This window comes from Gordonia rhizosphera NBRC 16068, from assembly GCF_000298195.1.
GTDB classification, from domain to species: Bacteria; Actinomycetota; Actinomycetes; order Mycobacteriales; family Mycobacteriaceae; genus Gordonia; species Gordonia rhizosphera.
In genome coordinates, this window is sequence record NZ_BAHC01000012.1 from 1 (window position 1) to 26,615 (window position 26,615).

26 protein-coding genes are annotated in these 26,615 nt (G+C 66.6%); 11 read left to right on the forward strand and 15 right to left on the reverse strand.

Features of this window, described 5'->3' with window-relative positions; translation table 11 throughout:
• From GORHZ_RS00980 to GORHZ_RS01010, 7 genes are all read right to left on the reverse strand, one after another.
• A partial coding sequence (locus GORHZ_RS00980; RefSeq protein ID WP_006329484.1) for an ABC transporter permease subunit occupies nt 1–480 on the reverse strand: 480 nt, incomplete at its 3' end.
• A 64-nt stretch (nt 481–544) separates the two neighbouring features.
• Nucleotides 545–1,702, reverse strand: coding sequence for an ABC transporter substrate-binding protein (locus GORHZ_RS00985; protein ID WP_006329485.1), 1,158 nt, complete (start codon nt 1,700–1,702; stop codon nt 545–547).
• A gap of 276 nt (nt 1,703–1,978) precedes the next feature.
• Nucleotides 1,979–2,818, reverse strand: coding sequence for a mycofactocin-coupled SDR family oxidoreductase (locus GORHZ_RS00990; protein ID WP_040529599.1), 840 nt, complete (start codon nt 2,816–2,818; stop codon nt 1,979–1,981).
• Between the two features lie 30 nt (nt 2,819–2,848).
• On the reverse strand, nt 2,849–4,630 hold the full coding sequence (locus GORHZ_RS00995) for a flavin-containing monooxygenase (RefSeq protein WP_006329487.1): 1,782 nt from the start codon (nt 4,628–4,630) through the stop codon (nt 2,849–2,851).
• A gap of 8 nt (nt 4,631–4,638) precedes the next feature.
• A complete protein-coding gene (locus GORHZ_RS01000) occupies nt 4,639–5,061 on the reverse strand; it encodes a nuclear transport factor 2 family protein (protein WP_006329488.1) in 423 nt (140 codons plus the stop codon).
• A 22-nt stretch (nt 5,062–5,083) separates the two neighbouring features.
• Complete coding sequence (locus GORHZ_RS01005; protein ID WP_006329489.1) at nt 5,084–5,629, reverse strand: nuclear transport factor 2 family protein; 546 nt, start codon at nt 5,627–5,629, stop codon at nt 5,084–5,086.
• Nucleotides 5,630–5,636: 7 nt separating this feature from the next.
• On the reverse strand, nt 5,637–6,758 hold the full coding sequence (locus GORHZ_RS01010; protein ID WP_006329490.1) for an NDMA-dependent alcohol dehydrogenase: 1,122 nt from the start codon (nt 6,756–6,758) through the stop codon (nt 5,637–5,639).
• A gap of 148 nt (nt 6,759–6,906) precedes the next feature.
• Between GORHZ_RS01010 and GORHZ_RS01015 the strand changes: the two genes are divergently transcribed.
• On the forward strand, nt 6,907–8,157 hold the full coding sequence (locus GORHZ_RS01015; protein WP_006329491.1) for an MFS transporter: 1,251 nt from the start codon (nt 6,907–6,909) through the stop codon (nt 8,155–8,157).
• Nucleotides 8,158–8,194: 37 nt separating this feature from the next.
• Here GORHZ_RS01015 and GORHZ_RS01020 read toward each other — a convergent pair whose 3' ends face one another.
• Complete coding sequence (locus GORHZ_RS01020; RefSeq protein WP_006329492.1) at nt 8,195–8,962, reverse strand: enoyl-CoA hydratase/isomerase family protein; 768 nt, start codon at nt 8,960–8,962, stop codon at nt 8,195–8,197.
• Between the two features lie 91 nt (nt 8,963–9,053).
• Here GORHZ_RS01020 and GORHZ_RS01025 point away from each other — a divergent pair, with 91 nt between their 5' ends.
• Nucleotides 9,054–9,791: a FadR/GntR family transcriptional regulator gene (locus tag GORHZ_RS01025; protein ID WP_006329493.1), complete on the forward strand. Its 738-nt coding sequence runs from the start codon at nt 9,054–9,056 to the stop codon at nt 9,789–9,791.
• 175 nt (nt 9,792–9,966) lie between these two features.
• Here GORHZ_RS01025 and GORHZ_RS31920 read toward each other — a convergent pair whose 3' ends face one another.
• A complete protein-coding gene (locus GORHZ_RS31920) occupies nt 9,967–10,188 on the reverse strand; it encodes a ferredoxin (RefSeq protein ID WP_280985403.1) in 222 nt (73 codons plus the stop codon).
• Between the two features lie 67 nt (nt 10,189–10,255).
• Between GORHZ_RS31920 and GORHZ_RS01035 the strand changes: the two genes are divergently transcribed.
• Nucleotides 10,256–11,713: an aldehyde dehydrogenase gene (locus tag GORHZ_RS01035; RefSeq protein ID WP_006329495.1), complete on the forward strand. Its 1,458-nt coding sequence runs from the start codon at nt 10,256–10,258 to the stop codon at nt 11,711–11,713.
• An 80-nt stretch (nt 11,714–11,793) separates the two neighbouring features.
• On the opposite strand, the gene GORHZ_RS01040 is transcribed toward GORHZ_RS01035, so the two are convergent.
• Together GORHZ_RS01040 and GORHZ_RS01045 are read right to left on the reverse strand one after the other, a co-directional pair.
• Nucleotides 11,794–12,684 carry an SMP-30/gluconolactonase/LRE family protein gene (locus tag GORHZ_RS01040; RefSeq protein WP_006329496.1) on the reverse strand — a complete coding sequence of 297 codons (891 nt, stop codon included), beginning with the start codon at nt 12,682–12,684 and terminating at the stop codon, nt 11,794–11,796.
• Nucleotides 12,685–12,776: 92 nt separating this feature from the next.
• Complete coding sequence (locus tag GORHZ_RS01045; protein ID WP_006329497.1) at nt 12,777–14,015, reverse strand: cytochrome P450; 1,239 nt, start codon at nt 14,013–14,015, stop codon at nt 12,777–12,779.
• A 221-nt stretch (nt 14,016–14,236) separates the two neighbouring features.
• Here GORHZ_RS01045 and GORHZ_RS01050 point away from each other — a divergent pair, with 221 nt between their 5' ends.
• The 4 genes from GORHZ_RS01050 to GORHZ_RS01065 all read left to right on the forward strand — a co-directional run bounded on the left by GORHZ_RS01050 (nt 14,237) and on the right by GORHZ_RS01065 (nt 18,126).
• Nucleotides 14,237–15,850, forward strand: a complete 1,614-nt coding sequence (locus GORHZ_RS01050) for a flavin-containing monooxygenase (protein WP_006329498.1) — start codon at nt 14,237–14,239, stop codon at nt 15,848–15,850.
• Nucleotides 15,851–15,913: 63 nt separating this feature from the next.
• Nucleotides 15,914–16,831, forward strand: coding sequence for an alpha/beta hydrolase (locus tag GORHZ_RS01055; protein ID WP_006329499.1), 918 nt, complete (start codon nt 15,914–15,916; stop codon nt 16,829–16,831).
• Nucleotides 16,832–16,847: 16 nt separating this feature from the next.
• On the forward strand, nt 16,848–17,153 hold the full coding sequence (locus GORHZ_RS01060; RefSeq protein WP_006329500.1) for an EthD family reductase: 306 nt from the start codon (nt 16,848–16,850) through the stop codon (nt 17,151–17,153).
• A 232-nt stretch (nt 17,154–17,385) separates the two neighbouring features.
• Nucleotides 17,386–18,126: a FadR/GntR family transcriptional regulator gene (locus GORHZ_RS01065; RefSeq protein WP_040529604.1), complete on the forward strand. Its 741-nt coding sequence runs from the start codon at nt 17,386–17,388 to the stop codon at nt 18,124–18,126.
• Nucleotides 18,127–18,166: 40 nt separating this feature from the next.
• On the opposite strand, the gene GORHZ_RS01070 is transcribed toward GORHZ_RS01065, so the two are convergent.
• Together GORHZ_RS01070 and GORHZ_RS01075 are read right to left on the reverse strand one after the other, a co-directional pair.
• Complete coding sequence (locus GORHZ_RS01070; RefSeq protein ID WP_006329502.1) at nt 18,167–19,471, reverse strand: MFS transporter; 1,305 nt, start codon at nt 19,469–19,471, stop codon at nt 18,167–18,169.
• Between the two features lie 13 nt (nt 19,472–19,484).
• Nucleotides 19,485–19,940, reverse strand: a complete 456-nt coding sequence (locus tag GORHZ_RS01075) for a MarR family winged helix-turn-helix transcriptional regulator (RefSeq protein WP_006329503.1) — start codon at nt 19,938–19,940, stop codon at nt 19,485–19,487.
• 57 nt (nt 19,941–19,997) lie between these two features.
• Between GORHZ_RS01075 and GORHZ_RS01080 the strand changes: the two genes are divergently transcribed.
• On the forward strand, nt 19,998–20,222 hold the full coding sequence (locus tag GORHZ_RS01080) for a PLDc N-terminal domain-containing protein (protein ID WP_040529607.1): 225 nt from the start codon (nt 19,998–20,000) through the stop codon (nt 20,220–20,222).
• 64 nt (nt 20,223–20,286) lie between these two features.
• On the opposite strand, the gene GORHZ_RS01085 is transcribed toward GORHZ_RS01080, so the two are convergent.
• Both GORHZ_RS01085 and GORHZ_RS01090 read right to left on the reverse strand, forming a co-directional pair.
• Nucleotides 20,287–22,344 (reverse strand): TPM domain-containing protein, encoded by a 2,058-nt coding sequence (locus GORHZ_RS01085; protein WP_006329505.1) that lies wholly within the window; start codon nt 22,342–22,344, stop codon nt 20,287–20,289.
• Between the two features lie 58 nt (nt 22,345–22,402).
• Nucleotides 22,403–23,206, reverse strand: coding sequence for an LLM class F420-dependent oxidoreductase (locus GORHZ_RS01090; RefSeq protein WP_040529617.1), 804 nt, complete (start codon nt 23,204–23,206; stop codon nt 22,403–22,405).
• A 63-nt stretch (nt 23,207–23,269) separates the two neighbouring features.
• Here GORHZ_RS01090 and GORHZ_RS01095 point away from each other — a divergent pair, with 63 nt between their 5' ends.
• The 3 genes from GORHZ_RS01095 (at nt 23,270) to GORHZ_RS01105 (ending at nt 26,562) form a co-directional block, all read left to right on the forward strand.
• Nucleotides 23,270–24,430 carry a MalY/PatB family protein gene (locus GORHZ_RS01095; protein WP_006329507.1) on the forward strand — a complete coding sequence of 387 codons (1,161 nt, stop codon included), beginning with the start codon at nt 23,270–23,272 and terminating at the stop codon, nt 24,428–24,430.
• A gap of 167 nt (nt 24,431–24,597) precedes the next feature.
• On the forward strand, nt 24,598–26,121 hold the full coding sequence (exaC, locus tag GORHZ_RS01100; protein ID WP_006329508.1) for an acetaldehyde dehydrogenase ExaC: 1,524 nt from the start codon (nt 24,598–24,600) through the stop codon (nt 26,119–26,121).
• 18 nt (nt 26,122–26,139) lie between these two features.
• Nucleotides 26,140–26,562: a DUF779 domain-containing protein gene (locus tag GORHZ_RS01105; protein WP_006329509.1), complete on the forward strand. Its 423-nt coding sequence runs from the start codon at nt 26,140–26,142 to the stop codon at nt 26,560–26,562.
• Nucleotides 26,563–26,615: the final 53 nt, after the last annotated feature.

Here is a 26,615-nt window from a genome sequence, read left to right on the forward strand (position 1 = left end):
CCATCGGGTGAGTCCAACTCCGATGCCGAGTGCGGCGATCAGGATGATCAGGGCCGTCGTACTCAGGTGGACGCCGGCGATCCGGATCTGACTGGCGCTGTAGCTGGTGTTGAATCCGAACGGGCTGCTCGCGGTCACCCGCTGGGCGAAGGCGATGAGGATCGCCGAGACGCCGATGCCGCCGATGATGATGCGCAGCTCGGTCGAACGCTGGTTCTTACTTCGGTCGACGATCTGTTGGAACACCAGCAGCTGGGTGGCCACCGACAGGGCGGCTCCTGCCGCCATGGCGACGACCAGGATCACCGGCAGCGGCAACGAACCGTCACGGGTCATCATGTAGGCCACGAGCACGGAGAACACGAACGTCGCACCGTGCGCGAAGTTCAGAATTCCGATCGTGCCCCAGGCCAAGGCCATACCCAGCGCGAACAGCAGGTAGATCGAACCAAGGGTCGCGGCATTCAGGATTTCCTGCATGTCTGACACCTCCCGGAACTGCTGACCGCGGCCGGAGCCGACGTGATATCGGATCGGATGGTGCTCATTGGAGCAGCGTCTCCTTGCCGTTCTCCCAGAGGATCATCGCGCCCGGCACCCGCATGTCGTTGCCGTCGAAGGTGATGTCACCCATCGCGCCGGTGAAGCCCTTCGAGGCGACCGTGGTCAGGCCCTGCTGGATACCCTCACGCGACGAGCTGTTCGCCGACTTGATGCCCCGAGCGAGCCACCAGATGGCGTCGTAGCCCTCGGCGGCGTAGGCGTCGGGCTGCTTGCCGTACTTCTCCTCGAAGGCGGCGACGAACTTCTGAGCCTCCGCCGAGTCCATCGCCGACGAGAAGTCGACCGGGTAGACCAGACCGTTGGCGGCATCGCCGGCCGCGGAGACGTTGCCCGCGCTCTGCACGGAGGTGGCGACGACCTGTCCCTGGTACCCGGCCTGGCGGAGCTGCTTGAGGAAGGTCACCGACTGGGGAGCGGTGAGGAGCATGATCACGGCCTGCGGGTTGGCCGACGCGATCTGCTGCGCCTGGCCGGTGAAATCCTGCGTGGTCGACTGGGCTTCGATGGACTGGCCCAGGTCAATTCCCAGCTGCTTTGCCTCTGCGGGCACCACGTCCTTGCCGAGGTCGGCGAACGTGGGGAACGTGGCGTTGTAGATGACCGAGACATTCTTGAGGTCGTTGTCGGCCAGCCACTTCATCGCGATGTCGTAGTAGCTGCCCATCGGGGCGGTGGCACGGAAGGTGTAGTCGCCGGTTACGACACCCTCGGCACCGGACTGGGTGAAGATCGTCGGCGTCTTGCGCTGATTGACGATCGGGGCGACCGCCGCCGCCTGCTGGCCCATCGTCGGGCCCAGGATCGCGGAGATGTCGGGGTTGGCCATCGCCGTGGTCGTCTCGCTGACCGCCCGGTCGATTTGTCCCGCGGGATCACTCTGCTCCATCGAGACGGTGATGCCGTCACCGAGGAAGCCTTGCTCGTTGATCTCGGCGATGGCCAGCTCGGCGCCTCGGCTGGCGCCGGTGCCGGCGTAGGCGACCGCGCCGGTCTGGTCGTTGACCGCCTGGATCCGGATCTGCGACGCGATCCCATCGCCGCCTTGGGCCGTCGAACCGCTACTTCCACAGGCGGTCGCCGCCAGCATCGTCGCGGCGGCCAGGCTGGTCAGGATCGCCGCCGTCTTCTTGATTCTCACCGTGAGTTCTCCTTCTCGATCTCTGTGGGATGGATGGCGTGAGGTCGGAAATGACCGTTGATGATGATTATCATGAATACCACAGATATGGCGCGGGTCACAATGGTCTGTGGAAACTCGGGAGCGTCTCAGAGGTGCAGGCTCGCTGTACCGCGGGGGGGGGTCTCGATACACCTCCTCGCTGCGCTCGTCGGCACTCGACCAGCGGGAGGGGAACGCAGACGGGTGGACCATCGGCCGCAGCCGATGATCCACCCGGATCTGTTGAGTGTCTGGCTATTTGAGGGTGTAGCCGGCATCCACCTTCAGTTCGGTGCCGGTGACATAGCGGGCCTCATCAGAGGCCAGGAACAACACGGCGTTGCTGATGTCGATCGGCTCCACCCACGGCACCTCGAGTGCGTTGGTGGTGGTGAACACCGGTGCCGCCTGCTCCTGGGTCGGATGTTCGACGTCGGGGAGGAACAGTTTGAACGCAGACTCGTTGAGGATCATGTTGGTGGCCACGCCGGTGGGGTGCACGGTGTTCACCCGAATCGCGTACGGCGCCAGCTCCAGCGCCAGGGTCCGCATCAGCCCGACCACGCCGTGCTTGCTGGCCGTGTACGAGGCCACGTTGGGGGTGCCCTTGATGCCGGCAGTGGAGCTGGTGAGGATGATCGAACCACCGGTGCCCTGCTCGATGAGGTGTGGGATCACCGCCTTGCAGGTGAGCCAGACGCCTTTGAGGTTGACGTCCTGCACGTCGTCCCAATCCTGTTCGGAGACCTCATGGGTCTTGTCGCCGAACTCGAAGATGCCGGCATTCGCGCTGACCACGTCGACGTGTCCGAACTCGGCCAGGCCCCGCTCGAGCGCCTCCTTGGTGGCGGCGAAGTCGCGCACATCTGCCTTGGTGGCGACGATCCGCCGGTCGAGCTTCTCGACCTCGGCGACGGTCTCCGCTAGATCCTCCTCGGTCGCACCCGGGTAGTAACGTGGTACGTTGCCGACGTCGTCGCACAGGTCCAGCGCGATGATGTCCGCACCCTCCTGGGCGAGCCGGATCGCGTGGCTGCGCCCCTGGCCACGGGCCGCACCGGTGATGAAGGCGACTTTGCCTTCCATTCTTCCCATGTCGAATCTCCAGTCTCTCTCGGTGAACGATCAGATCGGCGACGAGGTGTCGATCCCGTCCAGATCCGCCTTCAACCGTAGGGCGAGGTACTTGTTGTACGTACGGGCAAATCCGAGATTGCCTCCGCTGAACCAGAATCCGTTGTGACCCGAGGGCCGCCACACCCCGCGGAGTTCGCCCTCGTCGTCGAGGTCCCAGACGGGTCCGACACGGTCGGCGACCTCGTCGCCGAAGATGCGGCGCGCGGTGTCGACGATGCCGCGGAATCCGGTGGCGAGGAGGATCGCGTCGACGTCGAGTCGTCGCCCGTCGGCGAACACCACGCCCTCGGCGTCGAACCGGTCGATCTCAGAACCCGACACGATGCCGATCTCGCCGTCGATGATGAGCTTCGACGCGCCGACGTCGATGTAATAGCCGCCGTTGCGGGTCAGGAACAACATCATCGAGCCGGTGCCGTCGATCCCGCTCGACAGCGCGAATCCGCGTTCGGTGAGGCCGTCGTGAATATCCTTGTCCATCTCGGCCATCGCCGCCGTCGCCGCCTGCAGGCCGGCAGTGGTGCCCGCGGCCCGGTTGGGCATCGAGGCGCCGATGAGGTCGGACACCTCGGTCGGTGGTGAGTCCTCGCTGTAGGACGCGCTCATCATCACGGCTTCGACGGTTTGCGCGCCGATGACGAACGTCGGGCCCCGCTGCACGAGCGTGGTGTCCACCCCGTGCAGGTAGAGGTCCTGTGCCACATCGTGTCCGCTGTTGCCGGTGCCGATCACCGCAACCCGTTTGCCGGTGAACTGCGAACCATCGGTGTAGGCGCTCGAATGCAGGATCTGTCCGGCGAAGTCCTCCTGCCCGGCGAAGCTCGGGACGAAGGGCTCGGTCCCGCTCAAACCGGTCGCGAGTACCACGTGTCGGGGGGTCAGTTCCCGGATCTCGCCGCCCCGGTCGATGGTTACCCGCCAGGTGCCGGTCTCGTCGTCGTAGCTGCTCGACGTGACCGAACTGCCCGTCCACACATTCAATTCCATGGCCCGCGAGTAGATCTCGAGCCAGTCACCCATCTTGTCCTTGGGTGTGTACACCGGCCATCCGGGCGGGAACTTCATCAGCGGCAGATGGTCGTACCACACCGGGTCGTGCAGCACGAGCGAGTCGTAGCGGTTGCGCCAGTTGTCGCCGACCCGCTCGTTCTTGTCGACGAGCAGGGTCGAGACGCCCAGCGCACCGAGGTAGGCGGCCAGCCCGAGACCCGAATGGCCGGCGCCGACGATGAGCACATCCGGTGCGCCGGAACCGAACTCCTGCTCGGCGAGGCGACGTGTGGTCCACGACGGTTCACCCGGCGGTGTGACGCCCGACGGGCGGCGTGAGCCGACCGCAAAGTCGATACCCTCGAGCGACTCGAGGCTGGTGAGCAGCGTGGAGGCGCGCCAGCCGGTGCCGTCGGCGGACGGGTGGAGCCGCACCAGTCCCCGCCCCGTTCCGGTGGCGGTCTGGAAATCGAAGAACGCCTGCACCGTCGGGGGTGCGCCGTCGACCTCCAGCCGGACCGGTTCGCAGTCGGTGGCCGCGGTGATGCCGGCCACCGACTGGTTCACGGCCGCCGCCATCAGCGGGCCGATCGCACCTTCGCCGTGCAGGCTGCGCAGATCCCACGTGAAGGCGAGAAGATCCCGCCACCACGAATCGGTGGTGAACAACTGCTCATACCGGGTGGCGTCGCCGGCCTGCAGGGCGTCCCGGAGCCCGTCGAGCCAGGTCGCGACGACGGTGGGTGTGTCGATGTCGATCGCGTCGGAAAGCGTTGTCATGACCGATTTCAGACCTCGAACCCCTCCATCTGCGGGGTGGTCAGCGGTTCGATGATGCGCTCGGCGATCTTCCAGCCATCTTCGGTACGGACGTACACATCCTTGTTCAACGCGATGGCCTTGATGGCGCCACCGTTGCGCATCTCGCCTTCGGCGTAGACGTAGTTTGTGCCGTGCGCGCGGTCATCGTCGTCGAAATCGATGATGTGGTTGGTGATGATGTGGCACTGCTTGTCGACGGCGGCCGCGTCCGCCTCGAAGAAGGCGATCAGGTCCGCCTCGCCTTCGAAACGCTTCAACCCGACCGCGGTGGCGTCCCACACACCATCCTTGGTGAAGGCGGAAGCAGCTTCCTTCGGGTCGTGCAGATCGAGGCCCCGCGCGTAGGTGTGGGTGGCCTTGACGATGTCGTTGACGTCGTCTGCTCGCATGGTCTTTCCTCCTGATAGTGAGTTATCGGTTGTCCCGGAATGTTGTCCACGTCGGCGCCGACTCCGGGTAGTCCGCGTCGCGGTGTCTGGTCTGAGGCCAGCGGATGCGCTGGCGCGTCCTGAAACTGGTGTTCATCGATTCCGCGGGGACCGCGTACATGAACCTCACGCGCCGCTCGGCGAACCGCCAGTGGCCGGCCACGCGGGCGTAGCGATCGGCGTAGCGGTAGGCGGTCAGCATCAGGGTGTCGCGGAAGGCGAGTTCGGCGTGACCGGTGGCGCGTCCGTGGGCGGTGTCGCTGGAATCGATGGTCACCAGATGGATCTCGGGAGTGTGCAGCATGGTGTGGAAGCGGCCCATGCTCGCGACAAACGAGTCCCGGATCTCCGCATGTCCGCGGGCGATCTCCCCGGACACGTCGAAAATGCCGTCGCAGGTGAACAACCCGACCACGGTGTCGATGTCGTGATCATCGACGGCCAGGGCATAACGCATCGCCATGTCGCGGATCTCGTCCTTGGCGAGGAGCACGCCCAGCCGGTCATCGACACCGTGGTCGTCGGGCATCGTCGACTCAGAGGTCGTACATGATGACGCCACGGATGTTCTTGCCCTCCCGCATGTCGGCGATCGCCTCGTTGATCTGCTCGAGTTCGTAGGTCTTGGTGACCAGTTCGTCGAGCTTGTACTCGCCGCGGCGGTACATGTCGGCAATCAACGGGATGTCGCGGCGCGCGGTGGTCGTGCCGTACAGCGTGCCCTGCAAACGCTTTCCGCTCATCGCGAAGGTGAACAGGTCGAACGGCACATCGCGCTGGGTCACCGGTGCAGCAGAGGTCAGCACGAGCGTTCCGCCGCGGCGGACCATCTCCTGGGCCGGGTTCAGCAGATGTCCGTAGGCGATGTCGACGGTGATGATCACCTTGTCCGCGCCCTGACCGTTGGTCAGGCTCGCCACCAGATCTGCTGCCTGCTCATAGTTCTCGACGGTGTGTGTGGCGCCGAAGAGCTTGGCCTGATCGCGCTTGAACGGTACCGGATCGATCGTGATGATGTCCTTGGCGCCCTTGTGCCGGGCGCCCTGTACGGCGTTCATGCCGACGCCGCCGGTTCCGACGATGACGACAGTCTCACCGAGGTTGACCTCTGCGGCATAGACCGACGATCCCCACCCGGTGGGCACACCACAACCGATCAGGGCGGCCTTGTCCAGTGGGATGTCCTTGCCGATCTTCACGCACGAATCAATGTTGACCACGACGTAGGGCGAGAAGGTGCCGAGGTAGGAGAACGGGCCGACGCCCTGGCCGCGGGCGTGCACACGATGTGTGCCGTCGGGAGCGAAACCGCTCAGGACGCCGGCGCCGCGCTCACACATGTTGGATCGTCCGATGGTGCACATTTGGCACTGACCGCACGACGGCAGGAACGACAGGACGACATGATCGCCGACCTCGAACCCGGTGACGTCGGGGCCGACCTCTTCGATGATGCCGGCGCCCTCGTGGCCACCGATGATCGGCGCCCAGGGCAGCGGAATGTCGCCGGTGTCGACGTGATCATCGCTGTGGCAGATACCCGACGCGGCCAGCTTGACCCGGACCTCGCGGCTCTTGGGAGGATCGATCTCGATCTCCTCGACGCTCCACCCGGAACGGGTTCCGGGTTCCCAGATCAGTGCGCCAATGGTTTTCATGATTCTCCTTCATCTCGATCGAGCCGAAACAGGGGGCGATTGATCACCTGTGAACTGCGCGACGGCGGTCACGAGCGGTGATGGAAATCACGATAACCATTATCATGGTATTTGTATAGTCCTCGGGCCATGCAGGGAGAGGAACCACGTGACGGAGACCCTCGAAACCCGGTCGATGCAGCGTGACCGGGGCATACGTCTCCGGTGCTCACTGGCCGCGTCGGCGGGGTTCGCGCTCCTCATCGTCGGATCGAACATCCCCGCGCCGATCCTGCCGATCTATCGGGATGACCTGCAGTTGAGCACGTTCACCGTCACCGCGCTGTTCGCCGTCTACCTCGCCGCTCTGGTCGCCACATTCACGACCGTCGCCCGCACCACGTTGGCCGGGAAGGCGGCCGTGGTGCTGCCCGTGTCACTGGGGATCGGGATGATCGCCGATGTGGCGCTGTGGGCCGGGCACGACGCGGTCGCGTGGTTGTTCGCCGGACGCATGCTGACCGGCCTCGCCGCCGGACTGGGCACCGGCGCGACCGCGACGATCGCGGTGGCGATGCGCGGTGAGCGCGGCCGGGCGATCGCGGCCACCGGAACCCTGGCCGGGTCCTTCCTGGGGCTCGTCGGCGCGGCTGTTGTTGCCGAGTTCCTGCCCGGCCCGACGACGACGGTCTATCTCTGCCACATCGCCCTGGTCGCGATCGCGCTGGGTCTGCTCATCGTCGCGCTGGTTTCGGCGAGGCGCGTCCTGAAGGTCGAATTGCGGGGTGCCGCACCGTCGGACGCGACGATCGATCGTGACCTGGGGACGCTCGAGGTGACGGGCGTGCCTGCGGTGGCGGTGCAGGACACGCGCCGACTGCGCTGGGCGGGTTACGGTTTGGGCATTGCGGGATGGGCGATCGGCGGCATCGTCGTCGGCCTGTTGCCGACGGTCGTAGCCGATGAACTGGGCTCACCGTCGATCATCGTGACCGCACTGGCGCCGATCGTCCTGCTCGGTGCTGCGTGTCTGAGCCCGTATGTGTTCCGTTCGATGCGGGCCGAAGCGGCGGTCGTCGTGATCGCCGTGGCGGCCGTGTTGTGCCTGGTGGGAGTGTGGCTCGGCAATCTCGGGTTGATCTTGACCTGCTGCGTCCTCTGGGGCGTCGGGCAGGGATTTGCGTATGCGTGCGGTCTGCGGATCGTCACCGCCGGTCTGGGTCCCGTCGACCAGGGACGCGTCGCGTCGCGGTACGCGTCGATCTGCTACGGATTCACCGGGGTTCTCGCGGTCACCACCGGCGCCGTGGCGACGGCCTGGGGGTCGGTCGGCGGGATGGTGTTGCAGGCGGTGGTGTTCGTGACGCTGTGTACCTCGGTGGCCGTGTTGGGACACCGACGCTGGCCCGCCGGCGTCTGATCGGCGACGCCGGCGGCGCCCCGTCGACCGGGCCGGATCACTCCGGATCGGGGAACTGGGCGCGCCGCTTCTCCAGGAAGGCGGTCGCGCCCTCGACCATGTCCGGGCTGCCCACAGCCTGCACCAGCATCCCCAGACCCGAGGCGAAATTGTCGCGAGCCGAGTTCCACCACAGGTTCGAACTGATCTTGGCGATCTCCAGGTAGCGCGGACTCAGGGCCTCGAACTCGTCGCAGATGCCCTGGACGGTGCCGATCAGGTCCGCGTCGTCGACGACCTCGTTGACCAGACCCATCTCGTAGGCGCGCTGGGCCGGGTACCGGCGACACAGCATGGACAGCTCCTTGGCGCGCTTCTCGCCGATCTGGATGCCCATCACATTGGTCGCACCCGTGACCGGCGCGGACCCCACGCGCGGACCGGTCTGGCCGAATGTCGCCGACCGCGCGGCCACCGCGAGGTCGCACGCGACCACCAGCTCGTTACCGCCACCCGCTGCGGCACCGTTGACCGCGGCGATCACCGGCCGCGGGCACGACCGGATTGCGTCGAACAACCGCAGCGATGCGCGGTACAGGTCGCGCATCGCGCTCGTGGTGGGGGCGCTCAGTTTCGCCAACGACCCACCGGCACAGAAGCTGTCGCCGGAACCGGTGATGACGACGCTGCGGAAACCAGAGGCACCGTCGAGTGCATCGGCGATCGCCGCAGCCATGTCGGCGTCGTAGGCGTTCTTGCGTTCCGGCCGGTTCAGTGTGATCCACAGGGTGGAGCCATCTTCCTTGATGAGCACGTCTGGCGACATGTGAGCTTCTCCGTTCGGCATTGGGTGTTTCTCGAGGGATAGATTGCTTATAATCATATCCCTCAATAGTTGCCAACGAAAGGATCCCGTGGTGACCACGACCTCCCGCGCACCGAAGGCGGCCATGGTCGTCGCCCAGCAGATCGTCCGCGACACCCTGCGTGACGGAATACGGTCGGGCGAGTTGCTCGACCCCGAGCGCATCATGCTGGAGAAGTATCAGATCGGCCGCGGGACGTTGCGAGAAGCATTGCGGATCTTGGAGGTTCAGGGTGTCATCGCGCTGAAGCCCGGTCCGCGCGGCGGTCCGATCCTGCTCGATCCCGATGCGTCGCATCTGGCGTCCACGGTCATCCTGCTGATGCAGATGAAGAACGCGCCGTTCACCGCGATCGCCGAGGCCCGGGTGGCGCTGGAGCCGATGATCAGCCGGCTGGCGGCCGACCGGATCACCGACGACGCGCTGGCCGATCTGCGTCAGACCATCGTCGTGATGCGCGATTCCCTCGACGATCAGCACGTGTTCCTCGAGGCGAACAAACGCTTCCACGATGTCATCGCGTGGTCGTGCGGGAACCCGCTCTTCGGCTATCTGGTGGACTCGCTACTCGGGATCATGGACGGCACGATCATCGGCATCGATTATCCCGCGCCCCGTCGCGCGGCCATCCTCGAGGCGCATCAGTCCATCGAGTCCGCACTCGTGGCGCGCGATGCGGATCTGTCGCGTGACCGGATGTCCCAGCACATCAACGAGTACATGCGTTACGCGCGCCGGAAGTTCCCCGACGTCATGGAGTCGGTCATCCCCTGGGACCGCGCGCTCTGAGCGGGCGCGCTCTGGTGGCGTCGCGCCCGGAGGATCATCCGCGCCCGGTGGGCCATCGAACAGTTCTTCCCCCGGTCCTTGCAATAGTCCGCCAAATGCAGCAAGTGGGGGACGATCGCAGGACCGGGGGAAGAACTGTCCCGGGTGCCGGAGTGGCGGGTGCGGGTGCAGTGTGTCAGTCGACGCTGATGGCCCGCTCCGGGCACGCTGCGGCGCCGGCCTTGGCCGCGACCTCATGCTCCGGCGCGTTCCCGTCGGGCAGTACGTAGCTGTGGCCGTCCTCGTCGCGCAGACCGAACACCTCGGGTGCGGTCATGAAGCACAATCCGTGACCCTGGCACTGTTTCTCATCGACCGAGACCTTCACAGTCGACCTCCTTTGTGATCTTGACAACATCCAAATCTAGTATAACCATTATCAGTACTGCAAGTGCTTCGTCGGGTCACAACACCTAGGAGAATCCATGACCGCAACCGTGCCCACCGTTCTCAAGAGCTACGACAAACTCCTGATCGGCGGCCGGTGGACCGAGCCGTCGAGCGACAAGGTGATCGAGGTGGTTTCGCCGATCACCGAGGAGCTGCTGGCCACCGTGCCCGAAGCGCAGACCGAGGACATCGACAAGGCGGTCGCCGCGGCACGCAAGGCATTCGACGAGGGCCCGTGGCCGCGGATGACGGCGGCCGAGCGGGCGGTCTACCTCACCCGCATCGGTGAGGAGGTGGCCAAGCGGTTCGACGCGATGGCCGAGGCCTTCACCGCCGAGATCGGTGCCCCCGCCGCGGCGTCCACCGCGTTCCACAACAACGCCATCAAGATGTGGGGTGACGCGTCGACGCTGTACCAGCGCTTCGATTTCGAGGAGGAGCGTGAGTGGGAGGGCGGCCACGGCACGCTCGTCCGCGAGCCGGTCGGCGTCGTCGCGACGATCATCCCGTGGAACGGTCCGGTCGCCACGGCGTCCCTCAAGATCGGACCCGCACTCGCTGCGGGCTGCACGGTCGTGCTCAAGCCGGCGCCGGAAGGCCCGGTCAGCACGATGATGCTCGCCGAGGCCATCGAAGCCGCCGGTCTCCCCGAGGGCGTCGTGAGCCTGCTGCCGGGCGGCCGCGAGGTCGGTGAGCACCTCGTCAGTCATCCCGGAGTGGACAAGGTCGCCTTCACCGGTTCGACCGCGGCCGGACGCCGGATCATGAGCCTGTGCGCCGACCGGATCGCCCGCGTCACCCTGGAACTCGGCGGCAAGTCCGCGGGCATCATCGCCGACGACATCTCCCTTGACGAGGTCTTCCCCGGTCTCGCCTTCGCGGGTATCGGCCACAGCGGACAGGTCTGCGCGGCGATCACCCGCGTGCTCGTACCCCGTGAACGCCAGGACGAGGTCGTCGAAACGATGAAGGCCATCTTCGAGTCGGTCAGCATCGGCGATCCTCGCGACGACTCCGTGCTCCTCGGCCCGCTGGCCGCGGAACGGCAGCGCACCCGCGTGCTCGACTACATCGAGATCGGCAAGGCCGAGGGTGCCCGTCTGGTCACCGGTGGTGGCCGCCCCGCGGGACTAGACAAGGGCTGGTACGTGGAGCCCACCCTGTTCGCCGACGTCACTCCGGACATGCGCATCGCGCAGGAGGAGATCTTCGGACCCGTCGTCGTGGTCATGCCGTTCGACTCCATCGACGAGGCCATCGACATCGCCAACGGCACCGACTACGGACTGTCCGGTGCGGTGTTCGCCAAGGACACCGCGCTCGCCGAGTCGGTCGCACGCCGCGTGCGGACCGGCCAGATCTCCATCAACGGCTGGGACATGTGCGTAACGCAGCCGTTCGGCGGGTACAAGCAGTCCGGTCTCGGTCGTGAGGGCAACGTCGAGGGGCTCTCGGCCTACCTGGAGACGAAGCTGATCCAGAAGGCCGTCTGATCGCACGCTCGACGAAGGGCCCGGCCACCTCGATGAGGAGGCCGGGCCCTTTGCCGTGGTCAGCGGGAACGTCCCCGGCGTCAGAGAGTGATCGACAGCAGACTGGCATCACGGGTGTCGCGACGCTGATGCTCCGACGACGACGGCGCCGCGCAGGCGAACAGCACATCGGCCGTGTCGCCGCCGACGGCGCAGGCGAACACGCCGGTCCCGAAGGTCTTCTCGTCGAGGATCTCGCCGCCCTCGGCGACACGGATGACGCGCTGGTGCAGGGCGTCGGCCACCCAGATCGTGCCGTCGGCGCCCGCGCAGATGCCGTCCGGTGCCACCTGGGACGCGGCCATCGCGTCGCGCACCGATGTACGCGGCACCTCGGGACCGAACGCGGCCCAGACCCGCCGGTTCGACAGCCGGCCGGCGGGGTCGAGATCGAAGGCGGTCAGCCGGTTGCCCATGCTCTCGGCGATCACGAGGGTGCGCACGGCGTCGTCGGCATCGCCGAAGATCACCGACCCGTTGGGAAACAGCAGGTCGTTCGCCGCCACGTCGGCCCGGCCGCTCGGGTCCACGTGGATCAGCACCGCCGACTCCACATAGGAGCGGGAACGGAACTCGAAGCCGAACGTGGAGATGAAGGCGTGACCGGCGGCGTCGACGACCATGTCGTTGAGCTTGCCGGTCGCCAGTGCCGATACGTCGGAGTGCACCTTCAGCGCGCCGTCGCCATCGCGGACCAGCAGGGCGCCGTCGATCATCGACACGATCAGCAGCCGGCCGTCGGGCAGCCATCCGAGCCCGGAGGGCTGATCGGTCAGGGTCGCCTCGACGCGGACGTCGGTGCCGTCGGCATCGAGTGACAGCACCTCCTTCGCGTACAGGTCGGACACCCACAGCCGACCGTCGTGCCAGCGCGGGCACTCCAGGAAGGCGCGGCCGTCGAGCACGGTCGTGATGGCGGATGCGGTGGTCATCGGTGTTCTCCTCTTCGAGTCGGAAAGTGTTCGGATACGGCTGCGGCCGCCGACGCATAGGTGTCGGCGGCCGCGGCGCGATACAGCTTCGGTCAGTCGGTTCCCAGCCGGGGTCCTGGGGTGAAGGTGGCCGGCAGGCTACGGAATCCGACGTTGACGCCCTGCCGCTCGTAGTTCACGGTGTTGTCCTCGTCGATGACGTAGTCGGGCATGCGCTCGAGGATCTGGGTGATCAGTTCCTTCGCCATCGCGCGGCCGATGTGCGAGCCGGCGCAGCGGTGGGCGCCGACACCGAATGCGGTGTGCCGGTTCGGCCAGCGGTGGATGTTCAGATCGTCGGGATCGTCGAAGCCGGCGGCCTCGTCGCGGTTGGCCGACGCCCAGCTCAGCAGGACCCGGTCACCCTCGCGCATCGGGCAGCCGTGGAACTCGACGTCGTGGGTGACGGTGCGGGCCAGCGCCTGGGTCGGCGAGAAGTAGCGCAGGAACTCCTCGAGGGCGTGGTCGAGGAGCGACGGGTCGTCGATCAGTTCCTGGCGCACGTCGTGATGCTGATGGAGCCACAGGAGTGACTGTCCGACCAGCGATGCGGTCGTCCCGACGCCGCCGGAGATGAGAAGCTCGACGATCGAGAAGGTCTCCTCCTCGGTCATCGTGCGCCCATTGATCTCCGAATGGACGAGGAAGCTGATCGCGTCGTCCTTCGGCTCGGCCTTGCGTTCGGCGATGCGCTTTTTGACCATCTCGGTCAGCACGGGCAGCTCGTCGTTGACGGCGTGCAGGAACTCGGGGCTGTCCTGCGGGAACGCCAGCGTGGCGCGGTGGGCCTCGGAGTACCGCTCCCAGTCGGAGACGTCGAGACCGAGCCAGTCGATGGTGACGATCGACGGCACGCCGATGATCGACGCGAAATCGCACTTGCCGGTCTCGATGACCTCGTCGAGGAACCAGGTGGTGTGGCGCTGGATCATCGGCAGCATCGTCTCGACCGCGGCCGGTGCGGTGATCCGGTTGACGACCTTGCGGTAGGGCGCGAGCTCCGGCGGATCGAGCTCGATCGGGATGTGATCGTGCATCGGCGTCTTCGGGATCACCACGGACAGGCCTTCGCCGCCGTACGGGGTGCGGCGTGAGGTGAAGGTGTCGTCGTCGCGGGCCGCCTCGAACACGGGTTCGTAGCCGGCGAGGATCCAGTAGCCGCCGTTGGCCTCGCTCCAGGCGATCTCGTGTTCGGAACGGAGCTCTCGGTACGACTCGGCCGGGTGCTCGGAGTGCTCCGGCGAATTGTGGTCGAATCCGACCACGGGGCAGCGGGGCGTCGTCGAGGTCATTGGGGGTTCCTCCTTGCGGGTAGTCAATGACAATGATGCGCATGAATGGCTTGGATCACAGAGTAGAGCCTGATTACCGCTTTGTCCACGTCCAGCTTTTGACACAGTGTGCCATAAGTGTGATGGTCATCTCCAGTGGTCAAGAAATGTGACCGTTGACATATCTTCATTTCCGTTCATATGATGCGCATCATTATCCGATATCAACCAGAGGAGACCGGATGAGCAGAACGGATGTCCGCCAGACCGAGGTCGACGTGATCGTCGTCGGTGCAGGATTTGCGGGGTTGTACTCGCTCTGGAAGCTACGCAACCAGGGACGTTCGGTCCGGGTGATCGACGCGGGCGCCGAGGTCGGCGGTACCTGGTTCTGGAACCGGTATCCGGGCGCCCGCTGCGACGTGGAGAGCGTCGACTACTCGTTCTCGTTCGACGAGCAGCTGCAGCAGGACTGGGTCTGGACCGAGCGCTACCCCGCGCAGCCGGAGATCCTCGAATACCTGAAGCATGTCGCTGATCGCTTCGACATGCGCAAGGACATCAGCCTGGACACCCGGGTTCTCGCCGCCTCCTACGACGAGAACGCCCAGCAGTGGACGGTCGAGACCGATACGGGCGAGACGCTGCGCTCGCGCTTTCTCATCATGGCGACCGGCTGCCTCTCGGTGCCGCAGGTGCCCAGTCTCGAGGGCCTCGACGACTTCACCGGCACCGTGCTGCACACCGGCTCGTGGCCGAGCGAACCGGTCGACTTCACCGGGCAACGGGTCGGTGTCGTCGGCACCGGGTCGTCGGGCATCCAGCTGATCCCCGAGGTCGCCAAGCAGGCCGACCAGGTGACCGTGCTCCAGCGCACCGCGAGCTTCTCCGTGCCCGCCTTCAACCGCCCCCTCGACCCCGGGGAACTCGCCGCGGTCAAGGCGGAGTACCCGGAGCGGCGCAAGCGGGCCCGCGCCTCGGCTGCCGGCGTGGAGCGCGGTGACAATCCCCAGTGCGCGTTCGACGTCGATGCGGCTCAACGCCAGCGCGAGTTCGATGTCCGCTACCAGACCGGCGGTTTCGGCCTGCTCGGCTCGTATGCGGACCTGATGCTCACCCACGAGGCCAATGCCACGGTGTCGGACTACGTGCGCGGCAAGATCCGCGACTACGTCGACGACCCGGAGACCGCCGAGGATCTGATCCCACACGGATACCCTTTGGGCGCCAAGCGGATCTGCGTGGACACGAACTACTTCCAGACCTATAACCGCGACAACGTCGAACTGGTCAACCTGCGCAAGACCCCGATCGACACCTTCACCGCCACCGGTGTGCGCACCTCCGACGGTGTGGAGCGCGAGTTCGACGTGATCTGCCTGGCCACCGGATTCGACGCCATGACCGGGGCGCTCAACCGGATCGACATCCGCGGTGTCGACGGTGTCGCACTGCGTGACCGGTGGGACGCCGGCCCGGTCACCTATCTGGGTCTGGGTGTGTCCGGCTTCCCCAACATGTTCCTGCTCGCCGGCTCCGGCAGCCCGTCGGTGCTCGCGAACGTGGTCACCGCGATCGAACAGCACGTGGAATGGACCGCCGACTGCCTGGCCTACCTCGACGACCACGGTTACACCACGATCGAGGCCACGCCGGAGGCCGAGACCGAGTGGGTCGAACACGTCAACGAACTGGCCCACCAGACCATCTTCCCCAACGCGGCGTCGTGGTACATCGGCGCCAACATCCCCGGCAAGCCACGCATCTTCATGCCGTACGTCGGCGGGATCGTCGAGTACGAGAACAAATGCAACGAGGTCGCCGGCGACGGCTACAACGGCTTTGCGCTCAAGTAGCCGGCGGATCTGAAACCAGCGCAAGACAATCACGAACAATCCCAAACCGAAAGGAACAAACCCATGGCTTTGGACGAGGCGACGTCGTCGTTCCTGGCGCAGGCCGCAGAAACGGGTGCCCCGCCGCTCTATGAAATGACCCCCGAGGACCTGCGTGCGATGAACGACGGATTCATCGACCTGTACGGCCCCGGACCGGATATGGCGTCGGTGGAGGACGTGACCGTCCCCACCGGTGACGGATCGTCGATCCCGGTGCGGGTCCTCACCCCGGTGGGGACTCCCGACGGAGTGTTGATCTACTTCCACGGCGGCGGGTGGGTGGTCGGGAACCGCGATCAGTTCGACACCCTGGCCCGCAAACTCGCCGAGGGCACCAACTGTGTCGTCGTGCTGCCCGACTATCGGCTCGCGCCCGAGCACGTCTACCCGGCCGCGGCGAACGACGCGTGGGATGTGACCACGTGGACGGCGGACCGGTTCGCCGGGTCGCCGCTGCTGGTCGGCGGTGACAGCGCCGGCGGCAATCTCGCCGCCATTGTCGCACAACGCGCAGTCTTTGAGGCCGGCCCGGCCATCGCCATGCAGGTGCTCGTCTATCCGGTGACCGACAGCGACACCGACAACGAGACCTACCGCGACCCCGCGAACCAGCTCATGCTCGATGCGAAGTCGATGGAGTGGTTCTGGGACCTCTACACGCCGGATGCCGGCACCCGCTCGAATCCGGACGCGTCGCCGCTGCAGGGAGATGTGACCGGCGTGGCGCCCGCGGTGGTACTGATCGCCGAGTACGACGTGTTGCGCGGCGAGGGCGAGGCATACGTCAAAAAGCTCACGGACGCGGGAGTTCCGGTGCAAAGTAGGGTGTTCGACGGTCAGATGCACGGCTTCTTCCAGTTCGTGAACATCCTGCCCGGATCGGACGCAGGCATCGACTACGTCACCGTCGCAGTCAAGAGCCATCTGGAAGCGAACTGAGGAGGGAACCCGAAGAATGTTCCGTATCACCGTGAACTACAACCATCCCGAGGACCCCGAGCACTTCCTGAACCACTACCGGACCGTGCATGCGCCGCTGACCGCGTCGATGCCGGGGATCTCGTCGTTCGAATGGGGCGTCTGCGAAAACCTCGACGGCTCGCAGCCCGAACACTTCGTCGTCGGCGTGCTGACCTTCCCCTCGAAGGAGGTCGCGATCGAGGGACTGAGCTCACCGGAGGGACAGAAGGGCCAGGCCGACCTCGCCAACTTCGCGTTCGCCGGTCTGACCATCGACATGCACGAGGTGATCACCGCCTGAACACCGCGGGCGTCATGATGTGGTGACGGCGGCCGTGTCCTTCGTGGGGCGCGGCCGCCGTTGTCGTTCCGCCGTGTTGTCGCGTGGCTGCACACATTTCTGGCAAACATATGTAGCTTTATGGAAGAAACTATCGATGACCTGCCTGTGCGTCGGCACAGCGGTCGAGGACCTGGGGGCTTGACGAGATGCAGAACATCGGGGCGGTGCACATCGAGAGGCGGTGGCAATCATGACCAGCGGCGGGCGTTCTCCCAAGGCCGCGGTGGTGGTCAGCCAACGGATCATCCAGGAGGCCCACGACGCCGGGTTGGGGCCCGGCGATCTGCTCCCACCCGAGAAGGTGATGGTCGAGCAGTACCAGATCGGGCGCGGGACGTTGAGAGAAGCGTTGCGCCTGCTCGAGTTCCAGGGCGTGATCACCATGAAGCCGGGCCCGCGCGGTGGTCCGGTCCTGCAGACCCCGACGGCGTCGTTCCTCTCGGGTGCGTTCGTGCTGTTGATGCAGCTGAAGAATGCCCCTCTGCGGGCGATCTTCGAGGCGCGTCTGGCGATCGAACCGGTGATCACGCGGGTGGCCGCGGCGAATATCTCACCGGAGAAACTCGACGACATCGCCGAGACCATCGAACAGATGCGGACGGAACTGAACGGCGACCGGTACGTCTTCCTCGACGCCAATAAGAAGTTCCACGACATCATCGCGTGGTCGACCGACAACCCGCTGCTCGGCTACCTCGCGGACTCGTTGCTGGAGGTCACCAACAACACCATCGTCGGCCTCGACTTCCCGCTCGCACGGCGCAAGGCGACACTGGCCGCGCACGAAGCGATCTTCCGTGCCATGGCCGATCGGGACGCCCCCGCGTCGATGGCCGAGATGACCGAACACATCGACGAGTACCTGCGGTACGCGGAGAAGAAGTTCCCGGACGTGTTGAACTCGGTCGTCCGATGGGACCGGACTTTCTAGGACACCCCTGGCTTCGCCGGCCCGATCCCACCGCCAGGGCTCAGTACTCCTCGGCTCCCACCAGCGCTGCCTCGTCATCGACCTCGTGGGCCTGCGCGGCACGCCCGCGCACGAAGGACACCGCGATCACCGCGACGATGCAGTAGGCCGCGGCGAACCAGAACGGTGCGGCGACCGAGCCGAACCACTCGGCGAGGTGGGCGACGAGGACCGCGGCGATCGCGGCACCCATCCAGCGCAGGAAGCTGTAGCCGGCACTCGACACCGATCGCGGTGTCGAGTCGTCGCCCGCCGACATCGCGACACCCGTGAACAGCGTGTTCAGCACGCCCGACGGCAGACCGGACAGGATCACGGCCAGGCCGATCACCCAGACCTGGCCGGCGAGTACGCCCCACGCGGCCAGCGCCATCACGACGGCGTAGCCGGTGATGGCGGTGAGCACGCCGGCCTTCTGGCCGACACGCGCCGCCAGTCGCGGGGCGATGAACACCCCGGCCAAGGCGGTGAGCAGACCCCAGCCGAAGAAGACCATGCCGGCGTAGATGGGGCGTAGACCCATCGCGATCGGCGCCCACGCGATGACGGTGAACAGGGCGCCGGTGTAGAAAGCGGACCCGATCGAGGTGATCAACAGCGTCCGATTGTGCAGTGCCTTGAGCGGATCCACGATGCGTACCGGGGTGCGCGCGGTATGCGGGCCGTCCGACGGCAGCATGACCGCGCACAGGATGGCCCCGATCAGCATGAGCGTGGCGGTGCCGCCGAACGGCGCGCGCCACGACCACTCGCCGAGTACCGCACCCAGCAGCGGGCCGATCGCCAGACCGATACCGAGGGCGGCCTCGTACAACATGATCGCCCCGTGCTGGCTGCCCTTCGCGGCGGCGACGATGAAGGCCAGCGCGGTCGCCAGGAACAGCGCGTTGCCCAGCCCCCAGAGCACCCGCAGGGCGATCAGCTGGTCGATGTTGCTCGCCAGCGTCGAGATTCCGGCCGCGACGACGATGAGGGTCAGTCCGGTGGTCAGCGTGCGTTTGGGGCCGAAGCGGTAGGCGGCCCAGCCGGTCAGCAGCATCGCGACGCACTGCACACCGACGTAGACACCGAAGAGCAGGGTCAACTTCTCCGGCGGCGCGTTGAGCGCCTCGGCGATGCTGTTGAGGATCGGGTCGACGAGCCCGATACCCATGAACGCGATGACCGCGGCGAAGGCGGTCACCCAGACCGTGCGCGGCTGATCGCGCAGCGTTGCCATCAGGGACGGCTCGGTGCCTCTGGATGTGTCGGGTCCGGCGACGACGGCCGGCGTGGCCGATGACGACGTGTTGTCGATGAGTGTCATGCGTTCTCCTCGTTCATGAATCGGCCGCCGCTTGCGCGTCGAGTCGTTCCTGCAGCGCGCGCAGGGCGGGTGCGGCCGCGGCCAGTGCTGCGCGGTCGGTGTCGCTGAGTTCGGCGAGGGCGGTGATCAGGACGCTCTCGCGCCGGCCGCGGACCCGTTCGAGCACCTCGTGTCCGTGATCGGTCAGCTCGACGAGCACCGCGCGCCGGTCCTCGGGGTCTGGGCGGCGTTCGACCAGCCCGTTCTTGGTGAGGCCGTCGATGAGGGCGGTGGCCGTCGGCATCCGGATCGATTCCCGCTGGGCGAACTCGCCCATCCGCATCGGACCGTGATCGAGTAGGACGGTCAGCCCGGAGGCCTGGGCCGCGGTGTACTCCCGGATCGGGGTGCGTCGTCGAAGTGCCAGATACAGCCGCGTCAACGACGGCCGCAGTGCGACCGCCAACTCGGAGACCTCGGAATCAACCACTTAGCAATGCTAATACTTAGGATTACGAAATAAAAAGGCCGGACTAGTGTGAAGTGCATGACAGCTCGCAAGAAGAAGTTCTCCGAATTGCCGCCCCGGTCACGTGCCGCGATCATCGTCGGCGCCCTCATCCAGTTCGCTCTGCAGGGCGCCGCGCTCCGGGACATCAAGAAGCGTCCGGCGGATCAGATCAAGGGCCCCAAGCCGCTGTGGGTGGGGCTGAGCTTCGTCAACTACTTCGGCCCGATCGCGTACTTCCTGGTGGGGCGCAAGAGCGACTGACCCACCGCACCGATGTTGCCGTCAGACGCGCTCACCGCGGCTGACGGCAACTTCTGACTGGGGTTCAGAATCGCCCGCCGGTGCCGATGCGGCCCGACGTCCCGGAGCCGCCGAAGGACCCGGGACTGCGGCCGCCGCTGCCGAATCCGCCGCCGCCGAATCCGCCACCCCAGCCCCGGCCGTGGCCCATGCTGCCGCGCAGGAAGCTGTCGACGAGGATGCCGGTCAGCACGGCGCCGCCGACCGAGCCCATGTTCGGGGGCATGTTCTGGGGGCGCTGCTGGGACTGCTGCCATGCCACGACGTCGCCCTGGGCGGCCATGAGCGCCTGATCGGCGAGGGTGCCCGCGCGGCGCGCGGCGTTGGCGGCGCCGAGGGGGTCGGTGGTCGCGGTGTCGGTGGCCTGCTGCAGCAGACGCTGCGCCTCCGCGAGACGAGTACGCGCCGTGGACTGCACGGCGCCGCGCCGGGTGCCGATGAAGTCGCTGGCGGCACCGACCTTGGCCTGGGCTGCGGTGATGGCCGAGGTGAGCAGCTCGGTGCGACGTTTGCGTTCGGTGGCCGCCGAGCGGGCGGACTCGAGCGCGTCGTCGAGGTCGGCGTCGGCGTCGACGAGCGCGGTGAACGTGCCGAGCGGGTCGGCGTCGAATCGGGTCCGCGCGTCCGACAGCGCGGTGTTCGCGGCCGCCACCGCGGTCGCCAGGGCCGGCCCACCGTCGGCGGTCAGCGCCGCCGCCTCGGCGAGTTCGCCGTCGACCTCGGCGATGAGCGCGGGCATCCGGGCGTGCGCGGCGGTGATGTTGCGGTCGGCGTTGTCGATCGCGTCGAGGAGCTTGGTCGCCTGCTCGATGGCGCCCTCGGCCGACCGGATCGCGGCGACGGCCGGACCCTGCTCGCCCGCGGGCGCGGCGACCGCGGTACGTCCCTGATCCGCGCTGCGTTCGGCGAACCCGATCTGTTCGGTGGCCAACTCGATGTTCGGTGCGATGGACGCCACCGTGGTCTCGCCGTACTTGGTGACCAGCGCGTCGAGCCTGCCCTGCGCCGGTTCCAGCCGGGCGCGCAGGGCGATGACCTGTCGGGTCAGTTCGTCCAGACGCGTGTCGGCGGTGAAGAGCAGGTTGCGCATCGCGTCGAAGCTCTCCACCTGTGCGTCGAGCGCCTTGTCGACGTCGGTGCAGGTGGTGATGATCTGCAGCAGCATCGTGCGCTGCTCGTCGGGGGTCTCCGGTATCGCGTCGTCGAGGCGCTGGCGCAGCGTGAAGGACTCGGCGAGGCCCTTCTTGGCGGCGGCCAGGGCCGCGGAGAACGGTGCGGTCTCGGCCTCGCCGAATTCGCCGATCGCCAGCGCCAACTCCTCGGAGCTGGTGCGGATGGCGTTGTCGGTGTCGGTGAGCACCTCTCGGGACCACGGGTCGAGCACGGCGAGCGGCTGGGCCATCAGTTCGTCGCCGGTCAGTTCCTGCTCGCGCATGGTGTCCAGTCCGGCCTCGATCCGCCGTCGCTTGCGTCGCCGGGAGTAGAGAAGGGCACCCGCGCCGCCGACGACGGCCACCCCACCGATCGCGGCCACCGTGATCAACCCGCCGTTCGACGGCGTCATCGCCGCGCTGATCCCGTCGACCGCGGCCAGGCCGGCGCCCGCCCAATTGCCATCCTTGAGTTGCGGGACGATGTCGCCGCGCGCGATGTCGTTGATCGCGGCCTGGTCCAGCCCGTCGATGGATTCTGGTGACGAGAAGTAGTAGGCGGTGTCGTCGGTGGCCACGGCGAGCAGGATGTCGCGGTCACCCAGATCGCTCGCAGCCGCGGTCTGTTGCGCCCACTGCTCGGCGGTCATGCCGTCGAACGTCCGCACATACGCCACCCACAGCTGGACCTCGTGGTCGGTGTAGAGCTGATCGATCGATGACTGCAGCTGCGCCCGTTGTGTCGCGGTCAGCACGTTCGCCGAATCGACCACCTGCGTGGGCAGGCGCGACGGGGGCTCGGCATGCGCGACACCCACAGTGCCGGGCACCGCGATGCCGGACAGGACAACCCCCGGCAGCCCGACGAGGACGATGCCGAGGACGGTGAGGATCAGGCCCAGCCGACGGATGAGCGTGGCGCTCGAATGCATGGCCTCCAATCTAAACGCACCGTAGGACGAACCGGACACTGTGCGGCCTCGCAGGTGCTCAGTTGTTCGAGTCGCGCCACCGGCACAGCGCCTCGAGCACCGTGAGGTCGTAGTCGGGGCCCGACGCGCCGACGGTGATCAGCGAGATCCCCGCCTTCACCAGTTCTTCGGCCTTGCCCACCGCATCGTCGGGGTCTCGCGTGCCGAGACCGGCGGAGTGTTCGATCAGCGCCGGATCCCGTCCGACCGCCGCGCAGTGCTCGTCGAGGATCGCGGACTTGCGTTCATAGGTCGGAACGTCGACAAAGTAATGCCACATGTCGGCGTGCTCGGCGACGTGGCGCAGGGTCTTCTTCTCACCGCCGCCGCCGATGAGCACCGGGAGGTGTCGGGTGGGGGCCGGGTTGAGTTTGCCGAGGCGGTCGGCGATGCGTGGCAGCGCCGCCCCGAGGTCGTTCAACCGGCTGCCCGCGGTGCCGAAGTCGTACCCGTATTCGTCGTAGTCCTTCTCGAACCAGCCCGAACCGATGCCGAGGATGAGCCGGCCGCCCGACATGTGGTCGACGGTGCGGGCCATGTCGGCGAGGAGTTCCGGATTGCGGTAGGAGTTGCACGTCACCAGGGCGCCGATCTCGACGCGGGTGGTCTGCTCGGCCCACGCGCCGAGCATGGTCCAGCATTCGAAGTGCTCGCCGTCGGGATTGCCGTAGAGCGGATAGAAGTGGTCCCAGTTGAACGCGACGTCGACGCCCATGTCCTCGGCGCGGCGCACCGCGTCGCGGATCATCGAGTACTCGGGTGCGTGCTGCGGCTGGAGCTGGACGCCGATCCGGACAGGGAAGTCGCGTGCGGTGAAGGTCATGGGGCCAGTCTGCCGAAGGATCAAGATCGCGTCACTGTCCGATTCGGTGGTAAGCAGGGTTGCGTGACGAATCGGCAGCTCGCCCACGATCTCTCGGTCCTGCGCCGGCGCACCAGCGCGAAGTGGCGCACCTATCCCGACGATGTGTTGCCGATGTTCGTGGCAGAGATGGACTTTCCGCTGCCACCCGTCGTCGCCGATGCGATGATCGCGCAGGTCCGTGCCTCCGACATCGGCTACTGCGGTGGGCCCGGCCGGGTGGGTGAGGTGTTCGCCGGGTTCGCCGGTCGACGTTGGGAGTGGCGGCTCGACCCGGCGGATGTGCGACTGACCACCGACGTCAGCGTGGTCATCGTCGAGACCTTACGAGTCGCCATCGAACCGGGCGATCCGGTGATCATCACCCCGCCGGTCTATCCGCCGTTCTTCGATCTGATCCCCGAGGCGGGCGGGACGCTGGCGGAGGTGCCGCTGCGGTTCGACGGGACCCGATGGTCGCTCGACCTCGACGGCATCGAGCGGGCGTTTGAAACGGGTGCACGTGCGATCCTGCTGTGCCATCCGCACAACCCCCTCGGTCTGGTGCATCCGCGCGAGGATCTGGTGCGGCTGGCCGAGCTCGCCGCCGCCCACGACGCCGTGGTGGTCAGCGACGAGATCCATGCGCCGCTCGTCCATCCGCGGGGGCCGGGATTCGTGCCGTTTCTGTCGGTGAGCGACACCGCCCGCCACGTCGGAATCGCGGCGCACTCGGCGAGCAAGGGATTCAACCTCGCCGGCGCGAAGTGCGCCCTCATGGTGGCCTCGTCGGACCGCACCCGCGCACTGCTCGACCGGCAGCCCGAGGAGGTCGGTTTCCGCACCAGCATCCTCGGCCGGGCCGCCACCGAGGCGGCGTTCGCCGACGGTGAGCCGTGGCTCGACGCGACGATCGAGCGCATCATCGACAATCTGGAGCTGCTCGCCGACCACCTGTCGCGCACCATGCCCGATGTCGCGTTGCATCGGCCGGCCGCGTCGTATCTGGCGTGGCTGGATTTCCGGGCGACGGGCCTCGGTGACGATCCCGCCGCGACGATCCTCGAGCGTGGTCGGGTGGCGCTGCATTCCGGCCCGGCCTTCGGGGTTGAGGGCCGCGGATTCGCACGCCTGAATCTGGGTTGCACACCTGAGGTCCTGACCGCGGGACTGGACCGGATCGCGGCTGTCGTCCGCCCGGTTTGACCGGTTCTGACCTGGGGTTTTCCCCGGATGCAACGTTGCGTACGCAGCTGCAACGTGGGTGCAACGACCGGCCTCCTAGGGTTGTGCACCAGATCACACCAACGCCCGCTGGTGGTGCGTGTGACATACCACGACACATCTCGATCAGACGACATGAGGAGTATGAGATGACCGTCTTTGCAAAGCCGGGTACCGAGGGTTCGGTGATGAGCTTTGAGTCGCGCTACGACAACTGGATCGGTGGTCAGTGGACCCCTCCGGTGAAGGGTCAGTACTTCGAGAATTCCTCGCCCGTCGACGGCAAGACCTTCTGCGAGGTCGCCCGCTCCACCGCCGAGGACATCGACCTCGCCCTCGACGCCGCCCACAAGGCCGCACCGCAGTGGGGCAAGACCCCGGTCGCCGAGCGCTCGTTGATCCTGCTGCGTATCGCCGACCGCATGGAGGAGCACCTGCAGCAGATCGCCGTCGCCGAGACCTGGGACAACGGCAAGCCGGTCCGCGAAACCCTGGCCGCCGACATCCCGCTGGCGATCGACCACTTCCGCTACTTCGCCGGCGCGCTGCGCGCCCAGGAGGGGTCGATCTCGGAGGTCGACGAGGACACCGTCGCCTACCACTTCCACGAGCCCCTCGGCGTCGTCGGCCAGATCATTCCGTGGAACTTCCCCATCCTGATGGCCGTCTGGAAGCTGGCCCCCGCACTCGCCGCCGGCAACGCGGTGGTGCTCAAGCCCGCCGAGCAGACACCCGCCTCGATCCTCTATCTGATGAGCCTCATCGCCGATCTGCTGCCCGCCGGCGTGCTCAACGTCGTCAACGGCTTCGGCGTGGAGGCCGGCAAGCCGCTCGCGTCGAGCAACCGGATCCGCAAGATCGCGTTCACCGGTGAGACCACGACCGGCCGCCTGATCATGCAGTACGCCTCGGAGAACCTGATCCCGGTCACCCTGGAGCTCGGCGGCAAGAGCCCGAACATCTTCTTCGAGGATGTGATGAGCAAGGACGACGGTTTCCTCGACCGTGCGCTCGAGGGATTCTCGATGTTCGCGCTCAACCAGGGTGAGGTGTGCACCTGCCCGAGCCGCGCGCTCATCCAGGAGACGATCTACGACGACTTCCTGGAGAAGGCCGTCGACCGGGTCAGTCAGATCAAGCAGGGCAACCCGCTCGACACCGAGACCATGATGGGTGCTCAGGCGTCGAACGACCAGTTCGAGAAGATCAGCTCGTACCTGGCCATCGGCAAGGAAGAGGGCGCCAAGGTGCTCATCGGTGGCGAGCCGGCAGACCTCGGCGGTGACCTGTCGGGCGGCTACTACATCCAGCCGACCGTCTTCGCGGGCCAGAACAAGATGCGCATCTTCCAGGAGGAGATCTTCGGCCCGGTCCTCGCCGTGGCCACCTTCAAGGACTACGCCGACGCCATCCACATCGCCAACGACACCCTCTACGGCCTCGGCGCCGGCGTGTGGAGCCGTGACGGTGCGACCGCCTACCGCGCCGGCCGTGAGATTCAGGCCGGTCGTGTGTGGACGAACACCTACCACGACTACCCGGCCCACGCCGCGTTCGGTGGCTACAAGCAGTCCGGTATCGGTCGCGAGACCCACCTGATGATGCTCGAGCACTACCAGCAGACCAAGAACCTCCTGGTTGGCTACGCTCAGAACGCGAAGGGTTTCTTCTGATCCGAAGAGGTGTAACCGATGACCACCGAACAGAACGTGCCTGATCGGGTGGTCGCCACAGACGCCGCCGTGCAGCTCCTGACGAAATTGTCGGAGCTGCACGGCGGACTCATGATCCACCAGTCCGGTGGATGCTGTGACGGCTCGGCCCCGATGTGCTACCCGGTCGGGGAATACCGTGTCGGCCAACGAGACGTGCTGGTCGGCGAGATCGGACTCTCCGAACCACTGCCGGATGTGCGGGTGTGGATCAACGGCGATCAGTTCGAACTCTGGAAGCACACCCAGCTCATCCTCGACGTCGTCAAGGGGCGCGGTGCGGGATTCAGCCTCGAGGCGCCCGAAGGGGTTCGGTTCCTGTCCCGTTCGCGGGTGTTCGACGAAGCGGAGAACGCCTGGCTCGACGCATGTCCGCCGCGTCGCGGGGCCGACGTGTGTTGACTTGAACCCGACGAAAAGAAGTTGCCCTTTGGCTCGCTCGGCGAACCAAAGGG

Coding starts and splice junctions, on each gene's coding strand:
- GORHZ_RS00990 (WP_040529599.1), bottom strand. CDS start 2,818: ATGGGAAGAATGGAAGGCAAAGTCGCCTTCATCACCGGTGCGGCCCGT.
- GORHZ_RS00995 (WP_006329487.1), bottom strand. CDS start 4,630: ATGACAACGCTTTCCGACGCGATCGACATCGACACACCCACCGTCGTC.
- GORHZ_RS01000 (WP_006329488.1), bottom strand. CDS start 5,061: ATGCGAGCAGACGACGTCAACGACATCGTCAAGGCCACCCACACCTAC.
- GORHZ_RS01005 (WP_006329489.1), bottom strand. CDS start 5,629: ATGCCCGACGACCACGGTGTCGATGACCGGCTGGGCGTGCTCCTCGCC.
- GORHZ_RS01010 (WP_006329490.1), bottom strand. CDS start 6,758: ATGAAAACCATTGGCGCACTGATCTGGGAACCCGGAACCCGTTCCGGG.
- GORHZ_RS01020 (WP_006329492.1), bottom strand. CDS start 8,962: ATGTCGCCAGACGTGCTCATCAAGGAAGATGGCTCCACCCTGTGGATC.
- GORHZ_RS31920 (WP_280985403.1), bottom strand. CDS start 10,188: ATGTTGTCAAGATCACAAAGGAGGTCGACTGTGAAGGTCTCGGTCGAT.
- GORHZ_RS01035 (WP_006329495.1), top strand. CDS start 10,256: ATGACCGCAACCGTGCCCACCGTTCTCAAGAGCTACGACAAACTCCTG.
- GORHZ_RS01040 (WP_006329496.1), bottom strand. CDS start 12,684: ATGACCACCGCATCCGCCATCACGACCGTGCTCGACGGCCGCGCCTTC.
- GORHZ_RS01045 (WP_006329497.1), bottom strand. CDS start 14,015: ATGACCTCGACGACGCCCCGCTGCCCCGTGGTCGGATTCGACCACAAT.
- GORHZ_RS01050 (WP_006329498.1), top strand. CDS start 14,237: ATGAGCAGAACGGATGTCCGCCAGACCGAGGTCGACGTGATCGTCGTC.
- GORHZ_RS01055 (WP_006329499.1), top strand. CDS start 15,914: ATGGCTTTGGACGAGGCGACGTCGTCGTTCCTGGCGCAGGCCGCAGAA.
- GORHZ_RS01060 (WP_006329500.1), top strand. CDS start 16,848: ATGTTCCGTATCACCGTGAACTACAACCATCCCGAGGACCCCGAGCAC.
- GORHZ_RS01065 (WP_040529604.1), top strand. CDS start 17,386: ATGACCAGCGGCGGGCGTTCTCCCAAGGCCGCGGTGGTGGTCAGCCAA.
- GORHZ_RS01070 (WP_006329502.1), bottom strand. CDS start 19,471: ATGACACTCATCGACAACACGTCGTCATCGGCCACGCCGGCCGTCGTC.
- GORHZ_RS01080 (WP_040529607.1), top strand. CDS start 19,998: ATGACAGCTCGCAAGAAGAAGTTCTCCGAATTGCCGCCCCGGTCACGT.
- GORHZ_RS01085 (WP_006329505.1), bottom strand. CDS start 22,344: ATGCATTCGAGCGCCACGCTCATCCGTCGGCTGGGCCTGATCCTCACC.
- GORHZ_RS01090 (WP_040529617.1), bottom strand. CDS start 23,206: ATGACCTTCACCGCACGCGACTTCCCTGTCCGGATCGGCGTCCAGCTC.
- exaC (WP_006329508.1), top strand. CDS start 24,598: ATGACCGTCTTTGCAAAGCCGGGTACCGAGGGTTCGGTGATGAGCTTT.
- GORHZ_RS01105 (WP_006329509.1), top strand. CDS start 26,140: ATGACCACCGAACAGAACGTGCCTGATCGGGTGGTCGCCACAGACGCC.